We start from the raw sequence: 19,117 nt of genomic DNA, 5'->3' as shown, positions 1-19,117 counted from the left end.
GATGGTGGGGTGGAGGCGGGGCCATGGGCAGGGCGCGAGGCAAGAGTGTCATCCTGTTCGCCGCGCTGGTGTGCGCGCTGGTGGTGCCAGCGCAAGCCACCGGCCGCGAGCGGAACCGGCTGTGGGTGGAGTCGCAGAACCGCGCGCTCCAGAAGCAACGCTCCACGCTGAGCGACGTGGCCCGGCGCGCCATGCCCTCCGTGGTGTCCATCACCACGCAGCAGGCCGCCGACATGCAGGCCGCCGCCGCGGGAGAAGACGCGCAGAAGGGCATCGGCTCCGGCTTCATCATCCATCCGGACGGCTACGTCCTCACCAGCGCGCACGTGGTGGAGGGCGCGGCGGAGGTCATCGTCTCCGTCCTGCACCCGCGTGGCTACGTGGAGGAGTTCGAGGCCATCATCGTGGGCGAGGACGCCCGCACCGACTGCGCGCTGCTGAAAATCGCCGCGCCCCGCAAGCTACCCGTGCTGAAGCTGGCCTCCGCGTCGCACGTGCGCTCGGCGGACTGGATTGTCGTCATCGGCAACCCCTTCGGGCTGGCGCACTCGGTGACGGTGGGCGTGGTCAGCTACATGGGCCGCACGGACGTGACGCCCAACGGGCGGGACGGCGACTTCGACTACATGCAGATGGACGCCTCCATCAACCCGGGCAACTCCGGCGGGCCGGTGTTGGACCTGCACGGCGACGTGGTGGCGGTGGCCAACGCCGTCAACGTGGCGGGCCAGGGCATCGGCTTCGCCATCCCCATCGACATCGCGAAGACGGTGATTCCGCACCTCAAGGCCCACGGTCGCGTGCGCCGCGGGTGGCTGGGCATGAGCGTGCAGGACTTCTCGCCCGAGGTGGCCGAGGCCTTCAACCTGCGGCGCGGCCGAGGGGTGGTGGTGACGGACATCGTCGAAGGCGGTCCGGCCGAGCGCGCGGGCCTGCAGGTGGGCGACGTCATCGTCAGAATGGACCAGCGGAGCGTGCGCCGCGCGCATGCGCTGCGCTGGCAGGTGGCCGCCCGGGGCGTGGGCCGCGACGTGAAGTTCCAGGTCCACCGGCTGGGGCGCCCGATGAAGCTGACCCTCAAGCTGGACGAGATGCCCTCCGAGGAGACGCCCCTGCCCACCATGGCCAGCACCGGGCCCGGGCGGCACGCGGGGGCCCCTCAGCCGGTGCTGGACGACCTGCTGTCGCCGGTGCCTCGCTCGAAGAGCCGCCAGGCGGCTCCGCCCTCGGGGGAAGCAGGCCCAGGGACGGGGGGTTCTGGACAGGACGCCCCCGCGCCCTGAAGTCCGGGAGGGCCCGCGTGGACCCCTGGTTTCCCGGCCTCCTTGCGTTCGGGGGTCATGGGCGCTAGACAGTGCGCCTTTTTCCGTACCCTTGCGGCGGGTCCACCTCGGTGTGGCGCCGCGACTTCGCATCGTTTCGCAGGAGAGTTTCGCAATGGCCGAGGCCCAGACGACCCCGAAGCGCACCAGCTGGCCGCGTTTCGCCAAGAGCAATGGCAAGAAGGCGTGCACCGTGGAGGGCTGCAAGCGCCCCTACCGCGCCAAGAACTACTGCTACTTCCACTACAAGCAGTGGCGCCAGGGCGACCTGCCGCACAGCCGTTACCGCACCTGCTCCAAGCCGGAGTGCCGCGTGAAGACGTTCAAGGCCGGCCTGTGCGAGAAGCACCACGGCGAGGCCTTCAAGAAGGACGCGGCGTAGACCGCGACTCGCCGTCGGCGCCGGGGCGGCCTCTTCCTCAGGGAGAGGCGCCCCGCGTCACCGCGCGCTCCAGGTGCTTGAAGGCCGTGAGCCACAGCTCCGCCTCGCGCTGGGTCAGCCGCGCTCGCATCAACGTCTGCTCCAGCTCGTTCAGCACGTGCTGCGGCGCCTGCGGGTTGAGGAACTCCGCGCGCAGCATGACGTCCCGCATCCGCTTCGCCAGCGCCCCCAGCGTGCCCAGCTTCGCGCCCGGCGCCTCCTCCACCGCGGCCGTGGGCGTCAGCCCCTGACGGTGGCAGAGGTACAGCAGCACCGCGGACGACTGCGCCAGGTTCATGGACGGCTGCACCGCCGACGTGGGAATCGCGAGCACGTCCGTGCACCGCGCCAGGTCCTCGTCGGACATGCCCCGCTGCTCGCCGCCGAAGACGAGCGCCACGCGTCCGCGCACGCTCTCCTCCGCCAGCCGCCGCATGGCCTCCTCCGGCGTCAGCACGGCGCGGCCCTTGAGCTGGGTACGAGAAGTCGTGCCCACCGCGTACACGCAGTCCTTCAGCGCTTCGCCCAGGTCGGACATCACCTCCATGCCCCGCAGGACGAAGTCACTCTTGACCGCGAGACGCTCCGCGCCCTCGATGGACTTCAGCACCGGCTCGGACAAAATCAGTCGTGAGTACCCGAAGTTGGCCATGATTCTGGCCACGGCGCCGAGGTTGTCGGTTGAACGGGTCTGATGAAGGACAACGGTGAGCTGCTCCCCTGGCCGCATGCGCTGAGTTTAGCTGGTTGATCCCGAAGCAGATCGGTATATTCCCCGTTGATGCGTCGCTGGCTCCCTGGGTTGCTCCTCTCTCTCGTGACGGTCCTCACCGCCTGTGGTGAGGTCGGTGCACCTGTCCGTGCCACGGTGAGCGCGCGGCAGGCCCTCACCAACCCGCCGGAGTTCCTCGAGTTCGAGTCTTCGTCGACGCGGCTGGAGCTCTTCCGCGAGGTGGCCCGGCAGTCCGTCGTCGAGGCCGGGCAGGCGGCCCAGGCCCTGGTCCTCTTCCCCGTCAGCCGACAGGGCGAGCTGCTCGCTGCGCCGGGCTTCGACCCGAAGATGGACCTGTTCCAGGCCCCCGACGCGGGCGCGCCGCTGGAGCTGGTGTTCGAGTCTGGCGGAGAGCGTTGGCCGGATGACCGCCGAGAGGGCCTCCAGGGCCTCTCCGAGCGTGAGGCCGCGGAGCTGGTGGCCCGCACGCTGCTCGCCCACTGGGGCATCGCGCCCAGCGGCGCGGTGCAGGTGGACCGGGCGTCGGGCGCGCCATACGCGGTCGCTTACGTGGATGGAATCCTGCGCATCAACCCAGCTTTCCTCTACCTGGCAGCGGCGTACGGTCCTTCTTCCCTGCCCGCTTCGCTCCAGTAGAGTCGCGCGCCTCAAGTCAGGCCCCCTTGCCTCTCGCCCTTCCCGCGAGAGAGGGGCCGCGAGGCGACAGTGAATACCTCCGCACTTCACGCGCAGCTTCCCCTCACCCTCCAGCAGACGGACCTGCCCGCGCTCGGCCAGCACTACCGAGGCAAGGTTCGCGAGACGTACCGGCAGGATGACCGGCTCATCCTGGTGACGACGGACCGCCTGTCCGCGTTCGACCACATCCTCACCACCATCCCCTTCAAGGGCGAGGTGCTCAACCGGCTCTCCGCCTTCTGGTTCGAGCGCACGAAGCACATCGTCCCCAACCACGTGCTGGACGTGCCCGACGCCAACGTCACCGTGGCGCGCGCCTGTCAGCCCTTCGCCGTGGAGGTGGTGGTGCGCGGCTACCTCACCGGCAGCCTGTGGCGCGACTACCAGAAGGGCGCGCACACCGCCTACGGCCTGCCCTTCCCGGACGGCCTGCGTCAGGACGAGTCCTTCCCCGCCCCCATCATCACCCCGTCCACCAAGGCGGAGTACGGCCTGCACGACGAGCCCATCTCCGAGGAGGCGCTGCTGGCGCGGGGCCTGGCCACGCCTCGTGACTGGGCGCGCATCTCCGAGGCCGCGCTGGGCCTCTTCGCCGAAGGGCAGAGGTGGGCGCGCTCCCGCGGGCTCATCCTCGTGGACACCAAGTACGAGTTCGGCAAGGTGGGCGACACGCTCTACGTCATCGACGAGATGCACACCCCGGACTCCAGCCGCTACTGGGTGGCGGACGAGTACGAGGCGCGCTTCGCGAAGGGCGAAGCGCAGCGCATGCTGGACAAGGAGAACATCCGCCAGTGGCTCATCCGCGAGCGGAACTTCTCCGGCCAGGGCACGCCGCCGCCCATCCCCGATGACGTGCGCGTGGACCTGGCCGCGAAGTACGTGGCCGCCTACGAGCAGATAACGGGCGCGCCGCTGACGCTGGAGCCGGGCGACGTGAAGGCCCGCATCGAGCGCAACCTGCGTGAGAAGGGCTACCTGAAGTAGCCCTCCTCCGGCACCGGCACGGGGCGCCTACGCGCTCCGGCCGAAGACGCGCTGGAAGACGTCGTCCATGTGGCGCGTGTGGTAGCCCGGGGAGAAGCAGTCGGAAATCTCCTCGGGCGTCATCATCTTCCGCAGGTCCTCGTCCGCGAGCAGGGCCTGCCGGAAGTCGAGGCCTTCCTCGTACAGCTTCATCGCGTTGCGCTGGACGATGACGTAGGCGGCCTGCCGGTCCATGCCCTTGCGCGCCAGCTCCAACAGGAGGCGCTGCGAGTTCACCACGCCGCCCAGCAGGTCCAGGTTCTTCTTCATCTGCTCCGGGTAGACGCGCAGGTCCTCCATCAGCCGCGCGAAGCGGATGAGCATGAAGTCCGCGAGGATGGTGGCGTCCGGGCCGATGACGCGCTCCACGGAGGAGTGGGAGATGTCCCGCTCGTGCCACAGCGCCACGTCCTCCATGGCGCTCACCGCGTAGCCGCGCAGCAGGCGCGCCAGGCCGGTGAGGTTCTCCGACAGAATCGGGTTGCGCTTGTGCGGCATGGCGCTGGAGCCCTTCTGCCCCGCGGTGAAGGGCTCCTCCGCCTCGCGCACCTCGGTGCGCTGGAGGTGGCGAATCTCCACGGCGAACTTCTCGATGCTCGAGCCCAGCAGCGCCAGCGCGGTGAAGAACTCCGCGTGCCGGTCTCGCTGCACCACCTGGCTGGAGGCCGGCGCGGGCTTGAGGCCCAGCTTGCGGCAGACGTGCTCCTCCACCGCGGGCGGAAGGTGCGCGAAGGTGCCCACCGCGCCGGAAATCTTCCCCACGGCGATGCTCTCACGCGCGTGCTCCAGGCGCGTGCGGGCGCGGCGCAGCTCGTCGTACCAGATGGCCAGCTTGTGGCCGAAGGTGATGGGCTCCGCGTGGATGCCGTGGCTGCGGCCCATCTGCAGCGTGTGCTTGTGCTCGAAGGCGCGCTTCTCCACCGCGGCCATGACGCGGTCCACATCCTTCAGGATGAGGTCCAGCGCGTCGCGCAGCGTGAGCGCCAGCGACGTGTCCAGCACGTCCGACGACGTCATGCCCAGGTGCAGCCAGCGCGCGCTGGGCCCCACCCGCTCCTCCATGAAGGTGAGGAAGGCGATGACGTCGTGCTTGGTGGTGCGCTCAATCTCCTCGATTTTCGCCGCGTCCTCGGGCGTGAAGTCGCCCGCGCGAGCAAGGCAGTCCCGCAGCGCCTCGCGGGGCGCCAGCCCGGCCTCCACCATGCCCTCCAGGGCGGCGAGCTCCACGTCGCGCCAACGGCTGTAACGGGCCTCATCGGACCAGAGGGAGGACATCTCCTGACGGCTGTATCGCGGAATCACTCGTAGACCTTCACGGCAAAGTCCCGCCGCGCCGCGAGCCGGAGGAGTTCCAGCACGGCGTCGGAGGACGGACCCAACTTCCTGGCGGCGGTGAGATTGAGAGACAAGTCCAGCCCCTCGGGCTGAACCACCGCCAGCGCTCCTGGATTCACCTTCTCGTGGATGATGCGGTTGGCCAGCCGCCCGGCCTGCTGGCCAATGGCCGTGGGGCTGGGCGAGAGCGCCAGCGTGGCCCCTTCCTTCACCTGGCTGGGCGTCAGCGCGGCCAGCGGCACCCGGTGCGCCGTCGCGAAGGCGATGAGCGCCTGGACGACGGCCGCGTTGCCCACCGTCTTGTCCGCCACCATCAGCAGCGCGTCCACCTTGCCCACCGCGCCGTCCAGCGCCTTCTCCGCCCGGCCCCCCGCCTTCATTTCCAGCGGGAGGATGGACATGCCCTTCGAGGCCGCCGCCGCGCGGGCCTGCGTCACCGTCGCCGCGGAGAACCGCGGGTCATGCAGGATGCCCACGCGCTTCACCTTCGGCGACACGGCCTTCAGCGCCTCCAGCTCCGGCCCCATGTCGCTGGTGAGGGAGATGCCGGTGACGTTGGCGCCGTCCAGGCCGTACTTCTCGTAGTAGGGCACCATGGCGAAGAGGACGGGCACGTCCTCGCCCAGCGAGCGCCGGGCGGCGTTGGCGGCCAGGGGCCCCAGGGCCAGCACCAACGCGGGCTTCTGCGCCGCCAGCTTCTTGAAGAGCCGCGCGGCCGCGCCCGCGCTTTCGTCCAGCATGACCTCCTGCACGTCCGCCCGGGCCTCCGCCGCGAACCCGGCGATGACGGAGGCATACGGCGCCAGGTGGGCGGACTTCACCGCCACCACGCGGGGGCGGGCCGGCTGCTGCGCCCCGGCCACCGCCGGCAGCAGCGCGACGAGGAGCGCGGCGACGCAGCCCCTCATTGCCGCACGCTCGCGCAGCAGCGGAAGCCCACCGCCTTCGAGCGCTCCGTGGGCACGCCGTTGCTCCGCGCCGAGCAGCGTGACGCCGGGTCCGGCTGGTCGAAGGCGCCGCCCTTCAGCGCGTAGCCCTGGCCGCCCCAGCGGGTGGCCGTCCACTCCGCCGCGTTGCCCGCCAGGTCCATCACCGCGTAGCCCGACTTGCACCGCGCGAAGCGCCCGGAGACCGCCAGTCCCCCGGAGCTCGCCGCGGTGTTGCACGCGCCCACGGCCTGCTCCTCGCCGAAGGGGAACCGCGAGTTGCCGGGGCCCTTGCATGCCTTCTCCCATTCCTCTTCCGTGCAGAGCCGCTTGCCCTCGCGCTCGCACGCTCCCCGCGCCTCTTCCCAGGCCACTGCCACCTTCGGCATCGCGCCAGCCTGGTTGGGGAATTCGTACTCATCCACGCAGAAGGAAGACACCTGGATGCTCGCGACGGGGCGCTCGTCCGGGCTGGCCAGTGCGTCGTCGTCGCTCCGGCCCATCTTGAAGGCCCCGCCACTCACCAGCCGCATGCCCGCGGGGCATCCCCCCACGGGGGCCGCTACCGCGGCCGCGCCACCGGCCCCGGCGGCAGGCGCCTGACCACGAGCCCCCTGCCCTCCGGACTTCTGCAGCGCCTTGATGGCCAGGAAGCCCCCGCCCGCGCCCAACGCCAGGCAGCCGAGGACGAGCAGCGCCAGCCTCAGCATGGAGCGCTGGGGCTTCGCCGCGCGCGTGGCGGACCTGGTGAGCACGGCTCCGCGAGGCGCGGCGCGAGCGCTGGAGCCTTCCGACGCTTCACCCCGCTTCGCGCCGGAGCGAGCGCCCGGGTCCGACACCTCCGAACCCCGGCGGCGGGTGCGAAGATTGGAGTCCTCGGAGGCACGGCCGCGGCCACGGCTGCCGGTGTCCTCGGCGCCGCCTTCCGCGCCGTCGCGAGCCCGTGAACGGGAGCGGCCCACCGCGGGCGCGGCGTCCAGCGTGGGCGCGGCGGGGCGGCCCGCGGGCACGGCGGGTGCCTCGTCCAGGGTCATCGCGCTGGAGCGGCCATCCGTCACCGCGGGGGCGTCCACCTGCGTGGGCGCGGCGGAGCGGCTCAGCGCGGCCTCGGACTCCTGCGCGGACGCGGCGCCACGCTCGCTGGCGTCCTCGGAGTCCTTGCGCGCCGGCGCGGACCGGGAGGGCGCGGGCGGAGACGACACGGGCCGCGAAGCGCTCCCCTGCGCCGAGGGTGCCGCCTTCGCGGCGACGGGCGGCGCGATGAAGGGCAGCGCCTGCTCCGTCAGGTGCTGCGGCGCGGACGCAGACGCGGGCTTGCCTCGGCCCATGATGGCGGCCAGCGACGCCGCATCCAGCGGCTGCGTGGCATCCGGCGGCGGCAGATCCGGAATGGACGCGGGCGGACTGGGCGCGGCGACACCGGGCGGAGGAGGCAGGTCCTCCTCCTGCACGGCCGGGAGCATGCCCGTGGGCACCGGAGGCGGAGGCCTCGCCGCCTGCCTCGCGGTGTTCGCGGCCGACGAGCCCGGAGGGGCCGGGAGGCTCCGCGCGCGCGACACCACCGCGGCCGGCGTGCGCGCCAGGATGTTGGAGAACTCGGTGAGGAACTCACCCGCCGTCTTCGGACGGGCCAGCGGGTTGAAGTTGAGCGCGCGCCGGTACAGCGCCTCGATGGAGGTCGGCAGGTCCGGGTGGTGCATCGTCAGGCCGGGGATGACGCCGTCCTCGGGCACGAGCCCGGTGAGCAGCTCCCCCACGATGACCGCGAGCGAGTACACGTCCATGCGCGTGTCCAGCTCGCCCCCGCCCACGTACTCCGGCGCGATGTAGACGTCCGCGCGCTGCCCCTTCTGGGCCTGCACGAAGGGCAGGTGTGGCACGGCCAGCCCCAGGCCGTAGTCCGTCACCTTGAGCAGGTCCGGCAGGACGATGACGTTCTCCGGCTTGAGGTCGGAGTGCGGCCCGAAGCGATGCGCCGCGTCCAAGGCGGCCGCCATCTGCGACAGCAGCGGCTCCACTTCCTTCAGCGAGAAGAGCTGCCCCCGCGCGGTGCGCTGCTCCATCATCCGGCGCAGCGTCATGCCCTCCAGCAGCTGCAGGGTAATGAAGGGCCGGTCCCCATCCACGCCCTCCTCGTACACACGCAGGAGGTTCGGATGGTTGAGCTTCTTGGCCACGCGCATGGACAGCGAAAACTGCATGCGCTCCTCGGGCTGCTGCACCAGGCGCGGGTGCACGGCCTTGAGCGCCACTTCGACGTCAATCTCCTCGTCCTGGGCCCGGAAGACGAAGCCCATGGGTCCGGAGCCCACCACTTCCTGGATGGCGTAGCGGCCGGCGACGACGTCCCCTGGCTTGTAGGGTGCGCCGTCCGCGTTGCGCCGGCGAGCCGCCCCGGCGGGAGGACGCGCCGCGGCATCGTGCTTCAGCCCACAGGTGGGACAGGTGTCTTGGGAGGCAGGAACGAGGCTGCCGCAGCGGTAGCAGAGCAAAGCTGGCGTACTCCAGGAGGCAGTCGGGGGGCCACCTCGGGGGAAGCCCAGCCTCTTATTCTGCACGCTCCCCTGTCATCAAGGAACGCCGAGCGCGGAAGTCAGCGACTAGCGGCCCGTGGACCCAAAGCCATTTCCACCCCGGGAGGTTTCCTCCAGTACCTCCACCTCCTGGAGGGCGACGGGTGGCACGGCGGCCACCACCAGTTGGGCCACGCGGTCGCCCCGACGCAGGGTGAAGGGCTCGTTGGAGAGGTTGACGAGGATGACCTGCACCTCTCCCCGGTAATCCGCGTCCACCGTCCCCGGCGCGTTGAGGAGGGTGACGCCATGCCGCAACGCCAGGCCCGAGCGCGGACGCACCTGCCCTTCGTACCCAGCGGGTAGCGCGAGCGCGAGCCCGGTGGGCACCGCCAGCCGCTCCAGGGGCCCCAGCACCCGCTCCCCGTCGATGTCCGCGCGCAGGTCCAGGCCCGCGGCCAGTGCCGTCTCGTAGCGGGGAAGTGGCAGGGGCTCCGCATGGGTGCGCACGCGGCGCACCTTCACCGTGAGGGGGGAAGACATGCGCTGGGACTAACACAGCTGCCGCCGCCTCGTGCCACGGCGGCGTGACAACCTGGAGCGTCAGGCCTCATGGCGCGGCGCCCTTCGCCACGGACCGCAAGGCGGTGCGGAACTTCAGCGGGTCCATGGGCCGCGCCGCCAGCTCCAGCTGGTAGTGCAGGTGGGGACCGGTGGAGCGGCCCGTGTTGCCCGAATGCGCCACCCGTTCTCCCCGGCTCACGCGCTGTCCCACCTTCACCAGCAGCTCCGAGTTGTGACAGTACGCCGTCGTCACGCCCCGCCCGTGGTCCACCACCAGCACGCGGCCATTCACGGCGTCCTCGCTGGCACGCCGGACGACGCCGTCCGCCACCGCCACCACGGGCGTCCCCACCGGCACGCCCAGGTCCACGCCGGTGTGCAGCTTCCGGCGCCCCAGCACCGGGTGGTAGCGCTCGCCGAAGGGACTCGTCACCCGCGCGCTCTCATGGACGGGCCACGCCAGTCCGAAGGCGGTGGCCAGCGCCAGGGCCTGTGCGGCGCCCACGGACGCGTCCTCGAAGCCCGGCGGGAGCTGCCCCGACAGGCGCTCCAGCGTGGGCGCCCCACCCTCCGCCGCCACCCGCTCCAGCGCGTAGCGCGCGGGGACTCGGCCCGCGAAGAGCGCCGTGAGCCGGGCCTCCGCTCCTGGAAAGTCCTTGGACAGCGCCGTGTGCAGGCCGCGCGCGGCCACCGGGCCCGCCTGCGAGTCCAACAGCGACGCGGCGGGGATGCCCAGCTCCGCCGCCAGCTCCAGCGCGGGCTTGCGGGCCTTCGCCTGGGCGCCCTTGAGCGCCAGGTGGGTTCCCCAGGCCAGGGCCTCCGCGTCCGTGAGGGCCCGCGACAGGGGCACGTCGGGAGCCACCAGTGGCGCCGACAACGAGGTGCCACTGACGCCGTCGTAGTACGCGAGCAGGGGCCGCGCGGTGCTGCGCGTCCCCGTGGCCCAGGCCGTGGCCTTGCGCACCAGCGCGCCCGCGGGCGTGTGGTGGTACGCGGCCCACAAGCACAGCGCCGCCATGCAGAAGTCCAGCAGTCCTTTCGCCTGGCGCGGGAACATGGGCACCTACCGGAAGAAAGACAGCAAGGGCGTCGCATCCACCACCGCCGCAACGGCCAGCGGCACCACCACCGCGCAACCCAAGAGCCCGCGCCGCAAGGCCGCCCTGCCCCCGGCGTCCTCACACACCGCGTCCGCGTGTTGGAGGTTGCGCAGCACCGCGCGCCACCCGAGCGAAACCAGGACGCCCACCAGCGAGGCCACCGCCAGCACCCGGGCCACCACGTCCGCCGCGCTGTCGCCGAAGAGCTCTCGCCAGGAGAGGTACACCGAGCCCTGGATGAGCCGGGCCACCGCGCACGCGCCCGCCAGCGCCACGGCCGCCGTCGCCAGAGGCCGCAGCCACCGCATGGGCGTGGGCTTGCGCAGACACCGCGACCCCAGCTGCCGCCACGTGGGACGCGCGGCCTGCTGGGGCTCCAGCACCGCGCGCCACGCCTCCGCCGGAGCCGGTGCGGCCGCCTCGCGGTAGCCCAGCGCGGGCAGCGCCAGCACCACGTCCGCCGCCAGCTCCCACGCGAGCGCGAGGAAGCGCGCAATCCGGGTGCGCTGCTCCAGCGACACCCACTCCACCAGGGGCGCCGTCAGCGCGTAGCGGCCCACGAGCGCGTCGAAGCCCGCGTCCACCCGGTCCACCAGCGCCAGCAATCGTTCATCCAGCGTGTCCGCCGCCGAGTGCACCCCCACCGCCACCAACGCGACCAGCCCCAGCGGCATGAACGCCCAGCGGAAGGCCCCTAGGAAACGGGAGACGTCCGCCAGGAAGGGCGTGGACGACGACGCAGGCGGGGGTCGAGGTGGCAAACAGCCTCCTTGCGGATGGGGCTCGCACCTCAACGCACGGCCCGTCCGGAAGTGTCTAAGCCACCCCGGCCCGAAACGAAAACACCCCCTCCCGCGCGGTGGCGGAAGGGGGCGTCATGAGCGCCGGGCGCTCCGTGAGGGAGCCCGGGCTTTCGGGCACTAGGCCTTGGCGTCCGGCTGCGTGGGCGCGGGCGCGGGCTGCGCGGCGGCCTCACTTGCGGCGGCGGCGGCGCCCTGCTGCGCGGTCCGCTCCGCCATGGCCTCCTTGCGCGACAGGCGAATCTTGCCCGTCTTGTCGATGCTGACGACCTTCACCAGCACCTCGTCGCCCTCGTTCAGCACGTCGGAGACGCTCTTGACGCGCTTGTCGGACAGCTCGGAGATGTGGATGAGGCCGTCGGTGCCCGGGAACAGCTCCACGAAGGCGCCGAACTCGGCGATCTTGCGCACCGTGCCCGTGTAGATCTTCCCAATCTCCGCCTCGCGGGTCAGCGCCTGAATCATCGCGATGGCGGCCTTCACGGCGTCGCCGTTCGCGCTGGCGATGTCCACGCGGCCCGAGTCCTCGATGTTAATCGCGGCACCCGTGCGGGCGATGATGTCCTTGATGACCTTGCCGCCCGGCCCGATGACGTTCTTGATGAACTCGGGACGAATCTGGATGGTGGTGATGCGCGGCGCGTACTGGCTGATCTCCTTGCGGGACTCGGCCAGCGTCTTGAGCATCTCCCCCAGGATGTGGAGGCGGCCCTGACGCGCCTGCTCCAGCGCGCGGCTCATGATTTCCGTCGTGAGGCCGGTAATCTTGATGTCCATCTGGATGGACGTGATGCCCTTCGAGGTGCCGCACACCTTGAAGTCCATGTCGCCCAGGTGGTCCTCGTCGCCGAGGATGTCGGAGAGGATGGCAATCTTGTCGCCCTCCTTCACCAGGCCCATGGCGATACCGGCCACCGGGGCCTTGAGCGGGACACCCGCGTCCATCAGCGCCAGCGTGCCGCCGCAGACGGAGGCCATGGACGAGGAGCCGTTGGACTCCAGGATGTCCGACACCAGGCGCACCGTGTACGGGAAGGACTCGCTCTTCGGAATCATGTTGCGCAGCGCGCGCTCCGCCAGCGCGCCGTGGCCGACTTCACGGCGGCCCGGGCCCCGCAGCGGCTTCGTCTCGTTCACGCTGAACGGCGGGAAGTTGTAGTGCAGCATGAAGCGCTTGAACGCCATGCCGCCCAGCATCTCCAGGCGCTGCTCGTCATCGCTGGTGCCCAGCGTGGCGACCACGAGCGCCTGCGTCTCGCCGCGCGTGAAGACCGCGCTGCCGTGGGTGCGCGGGAGCACGCCCACCTCGCACGTAATCTGACGGACCACGTCGTGGCCACGGTCGCCGATGCGGCCCCCGTTGACCGTCATCTCGCGCATGTGCTCGTACTTCAGGTCCTCCACCACCGACTTGGCGTGCTTCTCCACCACCGGGGTGTAGCCGTCGCCCAGCTGCTCCTTGAGCTTGGCGAGCGTCTCCTTCTTCGTCTTGCCGAGCGCCTCGTAGCGCGCGCCCTTCTCCTTGATGCCGTAGCCCGCCTTGATGCCGTCCATGGCCAGCTCGCGCACCTTGGCGCGCAGGCCCTCGTCCACGGCGGCGGGCTTGTCGAAGGCGCGGACCTGCTTCTTCAGCTCGCGCCGCAGCTCGTCCTGCAGGTCCAGCGCGGGCTGCGCCGCCGTGAAGCCGAAGTCGAGCGCCGCGACCATGTCGGCCTCGGAGACCTCCTCCGCGCCACCCTCCACCATGACGATGGCCTTGCGGCTCACCGCCATGATCAGGTCCAGGTCGCTCTGCTCGCGCTGCTTCGCGGTGGGGTTGGCCACCAGCTGACCGCCGACGCGGCCCACGCGGACGCCGGCGATGGGGCCGTCGAACGGGATGTCGGACACCCACAGCGCCGCGGAGGCGCCGGTGATGCCGTGGATGTCACCCTCGTTCTCCGGGTCGGAGGAGATGACGCTGGCGATGACCTGCGTCTCGTACGCGTAGCCTTCGGGGAACAGCGGGCGGCAGGAGCGGTCGATCAGGCGGCTGGCCAGCGTCTCCTTCTCCGTGAGGCGGCCCTCGCGCTTGAAGTAGCTGCCGGGGATGCGGCCGGCCGAATACAGCTTCTCCTGGTACTCCACCGTCAGGGGGAGGAAGTCGATGTCCTTCTTCTCCCGGGCGCTCACCGCCGTCACCAGCAGCATGGTGTCGCCATAGCGGACCACCACGGAGCCGTCGGCCTGCTTCGCCAGACGGCCCACTTCAATGCTCAGCTCGCTCTCGCCAATCTTGACGCTCTTCTTCAACATGTCCGTGCCTCTGGATTCGTCAGGGCGAAGACCCCACCGCGCGCACCCGGTCCGAGAAATGGACCCGGCACCCCGGGAGGGCCCTCGGGGTGTTTGAGCGGTCACCAGGGCCTCAAGACAGGCGCCAGTTGAGGCAACCGCCAGCATGTACTGCGGAGGGCGCTTGCGGAGCGCCGGAGGGATGTCTCGGAACTTTTGATCCCTGGTCGCAGGGGCCGACCCCGGTCAGCCCCTCCGAACGGAAACCAAAACCTCCGCAGCCACCACTCCCTTGCCCGCCTCCACCCACCGCGCTTCGACTGCTTCACTTCACAGCATGACTGCCTATGTCTTAAACGCGCGGGGCGCTGGTTTCTGCCAGCGCCCCGGTCCTGCTCAACTGCCTACTTGCGGATGCCGAGGCCGTCGATGAGCTTCTTGTACCGCGCGACGTCCTTGGACTTCAGGTAGTCCAGCAGGCGGCGGCGCTGACCGACCAGCTTCAGCAGACCGCGGCGGGAGTGGTGGTCCTTCTTGTGCGTCTTGAAGTGCTCGGTGAGCATGGTGATGCGCTCGGACAGCAGCGCCACCTGGACCTCGGGGGAACCCGTGTCCGACTCGTGGGTCCGGAACTTCGACACCAGCTCCGACTTACGCTCCTGGTGCAGCGACATGAGGCGCTTCCTTGCCCGCTCCGGTGGAGGTTGCTGCTCGCGTCACCACGGTCCGCGGAGGGGTACAGACCGGGTGCATCCTTCTAACGAGCGGGGGGGCTTATAAGCTTCACCCCCCGTGGGGTCAACCATCGACGCCTGCCCGTGAGGAGACGTACAGCCACAACCCCGAGAAAAATCCCGGCGTTACACCAGGACGCGCAGGTAGCGCAGGCGGCCACCCGCCACTTCGGCCACCGCCAGCAGCGCGTCATCCGGGCCCATGACGCGCACCCGTCCGGCCTTCCCAGCGGGGACCTCCACCGGGACGCCGTGGGAGACGCGCCTGGCGTCGGCGGCGCTCACCCGCACCTCCGGCAGGTCCACCAGCGCCTGCGACATGGTCATCAGCCGACTGGCCAGCGCGCCCTCCTTCAGCAGCGCCGGCACGTCCGCCAGCGGCAGCGCCTGCGCCAGGCAGAAGGGACCACTGGCGGTGCGCCGCAGCGCCTCCAGGTGGGCACCACAGCCCAGCGCCCGGCCCACCTCCTGGGCCAGGGTGCGCACGAAGAAGCCCTTGGAGCAGCGCACCGACAGCTGCAGGCGCTCCGCGGAGAAGTCGCGCAGCACCAGCTCGTACACCGTCACCTGGCGGGCGGCGCGCTCCACTTCCTCGCCCGCACGGGCCAGCTCGTAGAGCCGCTTCCCACCCACCTTGACCGCCGAATACATGGGCGGAATCTGGTCGAAGGTGCCCCGGAAGCGCGCCAGCGCGGCCTCAATCAGGGCGGGCGTCAGGGCCGGCACGGGCGCCTGCGCCGTCACCTGCCCTTGCGCGTCCAGGGTGTCCGTCTCCGAGCCCAGACGCACCGTGGCGTCGTAGGCCTTGTCTCCCTCGGTGATGAAGCCCGCGACCTTGGTGGCTTCCCCCAGGCAGAGCGGCAGCACTCCGGTGGCCAGCGGGTCCAGCGTCCCCGTGTGGCCCACCTTCTTCAGGCGAAGCAGCGAACGCACCTGGCGGACCACGTCGAACGACGTGGGGCCGGTGGGCTTGTCAATGACGAGGACGCCGTCCATGGCACGCCAATCGTGGAGGCCCAGGGCTGGACCTACCAGCCTTCCTTGTTGCGGACCTCGCGCAGCAGCCGGTCAATCTTGTCACCTTCGCCCACCGATTCGTCGAAGGAGAAGAAGATTTCCGGCGACACGCGCAGGTTGACGGCGGACGTCACCTCGCGGCGCACGAAGCCCTTGGCGGCTTCCAGGCCCTGCTGCGTGTCCGCCCGCTCCTGCTCGCTGCCCATCATCGAATAGAAGACACGGGCCACGCGAAGGTCCGGGGAGACCTTCACGCCTGTGATGGTGATGAAGCCGATGCGCGGGTCCCTCAGCATGCCCCGGGTGAGCAAGTCACCAATGGCCGCCTGGATTTCCTGCCCCACGCGCTCCGGTCGGGAATGCGTCGTCATTTCTTCTCCCAGTCTCGCGGGTTGCGCAGGGAACGGGCCCGAGCCCGCGCCTCGTCGAACGTCATCCGTCCACCGCTCGACGGAGACGGGCGGCCCGTGCCGCCGTCCATGCCGCCTTCATGGCGGCTTTCCCACTCTCCCAACCCCTCCGCCTCCGCGAGCGAGCCACGCTCGCCGCGCATGAAGCGGGCAATGGCGGCCTCCGACTGCGCCGCCGCCTGCTCCGGGGAAAGGTCCAACTCCTCCGCGCCCTCATCAACGGCCCGCGCCGAGAAGGAACCTCGCGAGGCCGCCTGGCCACTCGCGAAGAGCTGATCCCCGAAGCCGAGGATTTCCGTCTCCCGCGACAACAGCGGGGCGACATACATCTCCTCGACGAAGTGGATGACCTTCTCCAGCTGCTCGTCCACGTGGCGACGCTCGTTGCCCACCACCGCGAGCGCCAGCGAGGCCTTCTGCCAGAGGTCCTGGTCATCGACCTCGGCCACCGCCACGTTGAAGCGGGCCTTGAGCCGGTCCGTCACCCGGCGGAGCACCTGCCGCTTGGACTTCAGCGAGCCGCTGTCCGGAATCTGCAGGGTGAGGCGTGCGACACCTACGAACATAAAAGTCCCCCATTGCCACGGGTAGCCCCGCCCGAAGGCGGTGGCAACCCGGGCATCAGCACCCTGGGAAGATGGGGTCTTCCCAGGGTTTCGGGAGGCGCCGGGACTCTCCTGCAACTAGGCGAGGCTCTGCCGAGTCTCTTCGATCTCGTAGGCCTCGATGATGTCGCCCGGCTTGAGGTCGTTGAAGCTCTCGATGCCGATACCGCACTCGAAGCCCTGCGCGACTTCCTTGACGTCGTCCTTGAAGCGCCGCAGCGACGCCATCTTCCCGGAGAACAGCTGCTTGTTCTCGCGCATGAGGCGGACGAAGGCGCCGCGCTTCATGACACCGTCCAGCACCGCCGCACCGGCGATGGTGCCCAGCCGCGGCACGTTGAAGGTGTTGCGCACCTCCGCACGGCCCAGCTTGCGCTCGGTGCGGATGGGCTCCAGCAGCCCCTCCATCTCGTTGCGCACGCCGTCGATGAGCTCGTAGATGATGGAGTAGCTCTTGAGCACCACTTCCTGGGCCTTGGCCGCCGCCTCCGCCCCGGACTCGGGGTTGACGTTGAAGCCCAGCACGACGCCCTTGGAGGCCGCCGCCCGCATCACGTCGCCCTCGGTGATGGCGCCCACACCGGAGTGGACCACCTCCACCCTGACCTTGTGGGTGGTGAGCTTCTGGACGGCCTGCTTGACGGCCTCGGCCGAGCCCTGCACGTCCGCCTTGATGACGACGCGCAGCTCCTTGGGACCGCCGCCCGCCTTCGTCTTGGCGAACAGCTGCTCCAGGGACTCGCGGCTGACCTTGGACAGCTCGGTCTGCCGCTCCTTCATGTTGCGGTGCTCGGCGATCTGCTTGGCCGCCTTCTCGTCCGCCACCACGTTGATGGCGTCACCCGCGCTCGGCACACCGGACAGGCCGACGACCTCGGCGCAGTAGCCCGGCTTCACTTCCTTCACCTGCTCGCCGCGGCTGTTCGTCATCGCGCGGACGCGGCCGTAGTGCGAGCCGGTGACGACGGCGTCACCCAGCTTCAGCGTGCCTTCCTGCACCAGCACCGTGGCGACCGGGCCACGGCCGCGGTCCAGCTTGGCCTCGATGATGGCGCCCACCGACGGACGGCTCGGGTTGGAGGTCAGCTCGAGCACCTCGGCCTGGAGGGCCAGGTTCTCCAGCAGGAGCTCCAGGTTCTCCTTCGTCTTCGCGGAGACGGGAACCATGATGGTCTCCCCGCCCCACTCTTCCGGCACGAGCTCGTGGGTGGCCAGGTCCTTCTTCACGCGGTCCAGGTTCGCGCCCGGCACGTCCATCTTGTTGATGGCGACGACGATGGGAACCTCCGCCGCCTTCGCGTGCTTGATGGCCTCCACCGTCTGGGGCATCACGCCGTCGTCCGCGGCCACCACCAGCACCACGATGTCCGTCACGTCGGCGCCACGGGCGCGCATGGACGTGAAGGCCTCGTGGCCCGGCGTGTCGAGGAACGTCACGTCACCCCGCGCGGTGGTGATGCTGTACGCGCCGATGTGCTGGGTGATGCCACCCGCCTCGCCCATCGCGACGTTGGCCTTCCGGATGGCGTCCAGGAGGCTCGTCTTTCCGTGGTCGACGTGGCCCATGATGGTGACGACCGGCGGACGGGGACGCTCGTTCTCGGGACGGACCTCCACCTCGGGCAGGTAGTCCTCCACCTCGAAGCCGACGCGGTCGATCTTCCAGCCGTAGTCGCCGGCGACCATCTCCGCGGTGTCCGCGTCCACCATCTGGTTGGCCGTGGCCATCTTCCCCATGCCCATCAGCTTCTTGATGAGCTCGGCGCTGCGCACACCCATGCGCTGGCCCAGGTCGGACACGGAGATGCCCTCCTGCAGCTTGATGACCTTCTTCTCCTCGGCCATCTGGGTGATCTGCGTCTTGGCACCCTTCTTCGTGGGCTTGCGCTTCTTGCCACGGATGGGGATGGTGACGCGGCCCCAGACCATGTCCGTCAGTTCCTGCTTGGACACGCTCTGCGTATCACCGGTGGTGCGCTTGCGCTGGCCACGCTCCTTGTTCTTGGAGACGTCCACCAGCTCGCGGCCGCGACCCAGGTGGTCGGGGACGACCTTGTACTCACGCCGCTCGGGGATGCCCGTGCGGCCCGGCGCCATGGGGTACTGCTTGGCCTGACCGGCCGTGGGCGTCACGCGGCGCACCTGGATGAGCGGGCGCGAGATGACGACGGCCTGGGTCGCCGTGGGACGGGCCGCGCCCGTGGGCGACACCTGGGCGTGCGGCACGCCGCCGACCATGATGGTGGGGCCCTGCGGCGTCGGCGAGGCCGAGGCCGAGGCCTGCACACCCGTGCCGGGCGCCGCGGTCGGACGCACCGGGCCCTGACCGGGACGCCCGGCGCCCTGGTAGGAGCCCGGTCCCTGGTAGGACGGACGCCCACCCGGACCACCGGGACGGCCACCCGGGCCACCCGGACCACCGGGACGGCCACCGGGGCCACCCGGACCACCGGGGCGCCCCCCCGGGCCGCCCGGACCACCGGGACGGCCACCCGGACCACCCGGGCCACCCGGACGACCACCACCGGGTCCACCACGCTGCTGGTAGCCAGGCGCGGGGCCCCGGGAGACGACGGTCGCGGACGAAGGAGTGCTCGGAGACGTCCGGACTGCCGGCGGTACCGGTGAGCGTGGGGGGGGTTGGGGCAAGGTGGTGCTC

General features: G+C 70.5%; 17 protein-coding genes. 4 read left to right on the top strand and 13 right to left on the bottom strand.

Going from position 1 to position 19,117, the window contains the following annotated elements; all coding sequences use genetic code 11:
* Window positions 1-23: 23 nt before the first annotated feature.
* Complete coding sequence (locus tag G4D87_RS14555; RefSeq protein WP_163782666.1) at window positions 24-1,283, top strand: S1C family serine protease; 1,260 nt, start codon at window positions 24-26, stop codon at window positions 1,281-1,283.
* 154 nt (window positions 1,284-1,437) lie between these two features.
* A complete protein-coding gene (locus tag G4D87_RS14550; protein WP_163782665.1) occupies window positions 1,438-1,704 on the top strand; it encodes a vegetative protein in 267 nt (88 codons plus the stop codon).
* Between the two features lie 37 nt (window positions 1,705-1,741).
* On the opposite strand, the gene G4D87_RS14545 is transcribed toward G4D87_RS14550, so the two are convergent.
* Entirely contained in the window at window positions 1,742-2,473 is a 732-nt protein-coding gene (locus G4D87_RS14545) for an RNA methyltransferase (RefSeq protein WP_163782664.1), read from the bottom strand.
* Window positions 2,474-2,524: 51 nt separating this feature from the next.
* On the opposite strand from G4D87_RS14545, the gene G4D87_RS14540 reads away from it, so the two are divergent.
* Both G4D87_RS14540 and G4D87_RS14535 read left to right on the top strand, forming a co-directional pair.
* Window positions 2,525-3,112 carry a hypothetical protein gene (locus G4D87_RS14540; RefSeq protein ID WP_176409803.1) on the top strand — a complete coding sequence of 196 codons (588 nt, stop codon included), beginning with the start codon at window positions 2,525-2,527 and terminating at the stop codon, window positions 3,110-3,112.
* A 69-nt stretch (window positions 3,113-3,181) separates the two neighbouring features.
* Window positions 3,182-4,141 (top strand): phosphoribosylaminoimidazolesuccinocarboxamide synthase, encoded by a 960-nt coding sequence (locus G4D87_RS14535; protein ID WP_163782662.1) that lies wholly within the window; start codon window positions 3,182-3,184, stop codon window positions 4,139-4,141.
* 27 nt (window positions 4,142-4,168) lie between these two features.
* On the opposite strand, the gene purB is transcribed toward G4D87_RS14535, so the two are convergent.
* From purB to infB, 12 genes are all read right to left on the bottom strand, one after another.
* A complete protein-coding gene (gene purB / locus G4D87_RS14530; protein WP_163782661.1) occupies window positions 4,169-5,482 on the bottom strand; it encodes an adenylosuccinate lyase in 1,314 nt (437 codons plus the stop codon).
* Window positions 5,479-6,423, bottom strand: coding sequence for an ABC transporter substrate-binding protein (locus tag G4D87_RS14525; protein WP_205507583.1), 945 nt, complete (start codon window positions 6,421-6,423; stop codon window positions 5,479-5,481). The genes purB and G4D87_RS14525 overlap by 4 nt, the downstream gene beginning before the upstream one ends.
* Window positions 6,420-8,933: a bifunctional serine/threonine-protein kinase/formylglycine-generating enzyme family protein gene (locus tag G4D87_RS14520; RefSeq protein WP_163782660.1), complete on the bottom strand. Its 2,514-nt coding sequence runs from the start codon at window positions 8,931-8,933 to the stop codon at window positions 6,420-6,422. The genes G4D87_RS14525 and G4D87_RS14520 overlap by 4 nt, the downstream gene beginning before the upstream one ends.
* A 108-nt stretch (window positions 8,934-9,041) precedes the next feature.
* On the bottom strand, window positions 9,042-9,497 hold the full coding sequence (dut, locus tag G4D87_RS14515; RefSeq protein ID WP_163782659.1) for a dUTP diphosphatase: 456 nt from the start codon (window positions 9,495-9,497) through the stop codon (window positions 9,042-9,044).
* A gap of 67 nt (window positions 9,498-9,564) precedes the next feature.
* A complete protein-coding gene (locus G4D87_RS14510; RefSeq protein ID WP_205507582.1) occupies window positions 9,565-10,575 on the bottom strand; it encodes a M23 family metallopeptidase in 1,011 nt (336 codons plus the stop codon).
* A 6-nt stretch (window positions 10,576-10,581) separates the two neighbouring features.
* A complete protein-coding gene (locus G4D87_RS14505; protein WP_163782657.1) occupies window positions 10,582-11,379 on the bottom strand; it encodes a hypothetical protein in 798 nt (265 codons plus the stop codon).
* Between the two features lie 159 nt (window positions 11,380-11,538).
* Window positions 11,539-13,713 (bottom strand): polyribonucleotide nucleotidyltransferase, encoded by a 2,175-nt coding sequence (pnp, locus tag G4D87_RS14500; protein WP_163782656.1) that lies wholly within the window; start codon window positions 13,711-13,713, stop codon window positions 11,539-11,541.
* A gap of 383 nt (window positions 13,714-14,096) precedes the next feature.
* Window positions 14,097-14,366 carry a 30S ribosomal protein S15 gene (rpsO, locus tag G4D87_RS14495; protein WP_011552156.1) on the bottom strand — a complete coding sequence of 90 codons (270 nt, stop codon included), beginning with the start codon at window positions 14,364-14,366 and terminating at the stop codon, window positions 14,097-14,099.
* A gap of 186 nt (window positions 14,367-14,552) precedes the next feature.
* A complete protein-coding gene (truB, locus tag G4D87_RS14490) occupies window positions 14,553-15,422 on the bottom strand; it encodes a tRNA pseudouridine(55) synthase TruB (protein WP_163782655.1) in 870 nt (289 codons plus the stop codon).
* A gap of 32 nt (window positions 15,423-15,454) precedes the next feature.
* The gene (gene rbfA, locus G4D87_RS14485) at window positions 15,455-15,814 is read right to left on the bottom strand and encodes a 30S ribosome-binding factor RbfA (RefSeq protein ID WP_163782654.1); all 360 of its coding nucleotides are present in this window, start codon (window positions 15,812-15,814) and stop codon (window positions 15,455-15,457) included.
* Window positions 15,811-16,419, bottom strand: coding sequence for a DUF503 domain-containing protein (locus tag G4D87_RS14480; protein ID WP_163782653.1), 609 nt, complete (start codon window positions 16,417-16,419; stop codon window positions 15,811-15,813). Before G4D87_RS14480 ends, rbfA begins: the two co-directional genes overlap by 4 nt.
* Before the next feature lie 117 nt (window positions 16,420-16,536).
* Window positions 16,537-19,117: translation initiation factor IF-2 (gene infB / locus G4D87_RS14475; protein ID WP_240358283.1), on the bottom strand; the 2,581-nt coding region annotated here is incomplete at its 5' end.

This window comes from Myxococcus vastator, from assembly GCF_010894475.1.
GTDB lineage: Bacteria > Myxococcota > Myxococcia > Myxococcales > Myxococcaceae > Myxococcus > Myxococcus vastator.
The sequence above is the reverse complement of the archived record's forward strand: the minus strand, read 5'-3'. Positions and strand labels throughout refer to the sequence as shown.

Excerpts from the sequence above, each read along its gene's own strand:
- G4D87_RS14555 (WP_163782666.1), top strand. The coding sequence starts at position 24 with ATGGGCAGGGCGCGAGGCAAGAGTGTCATCCTGTTCGCCGCGCTGGTG.
- G4D87_RS14550 (WP_163782665.1), top strand. The coding sequence starts at position 1,438 with ATGGCCGAGGCCCAGACGACCCCGAAGCGCACCAGCTGGCCGCGTTTC.
- G4D87_RS14545 (WP_163782664.1), bottom strand. The coding sequence starts at position 2,473 with ATGCGGCCAGGGGAGCAGCTCACCGTTGTCCTTCATCAGACCCGTTCA.
- G4D87_RS14540 (WP_176409803.1), top strand. The coding sequence starts at position 2,525 with ATGCGTCGCTGGCTCCCTGGGTTGCTCCTCTCTCTCGTGACGGTCCTC.
- G4D87_RS14525 (WP_205507583.1), bottom strand. The coding sequence starts at position 6,423 with ATGAGGGGCTGCGTCGCCGCGCTCCTCGTCGCGCTGCTGCCGGCGGTG.
- dut (WP_163782659.1), bottom strand. The coding sequence starts at position 9,497 with ATGTCTTCCCCCCTCACGGTGAAGGTGCGCCGCGTGCGCACCCATGCG.
- G4D87_RS14510 (WP_205507582.1), bottom strand. The coding sequence starts at position 10,575 with ATGTTCCCGCGCCAGGCGAAAGGACTGCTGGACTTCTGCATGGCGGCG.
- pnp (WP_163782656.1), bottom strand. The coding sequence starts at position 13,713 with ATGTTGAAGAAGAGCGTCAAGATTGGCGAGAGCGAGCTGAGCATTGAA.
- rpsO (WP_011552156.1), bottom strand. The coding sequence starts at position 14,366 with ATGTCGCTGCACCAGGAGCGTAAGTCGGAGCTGGTGTCGAAGTTCCGG.
- truB (WP_163782655.1), bottom strand. The coding sequence starts at position 15,422 with ATGGACGGCGTCCTCGTCATTGACAAGCCCACCGGCCCCACGTCGTTC.
- rbfA (WP_163782654.1), bottom strand. The coding sequence starts at position 15,814 with ATGACGACGCATTCCCGACCGGAGCGCGTGGGGCAGGAAATCCAGGCG.
- G4D87_RS14480 (WP_163782653.1), bottom strand. The coding sequence starts at position 16,419 with ATGTTCGTAGGTGTCGCACGCCTCACCCTGCAGATTCCGGACAGCGGC.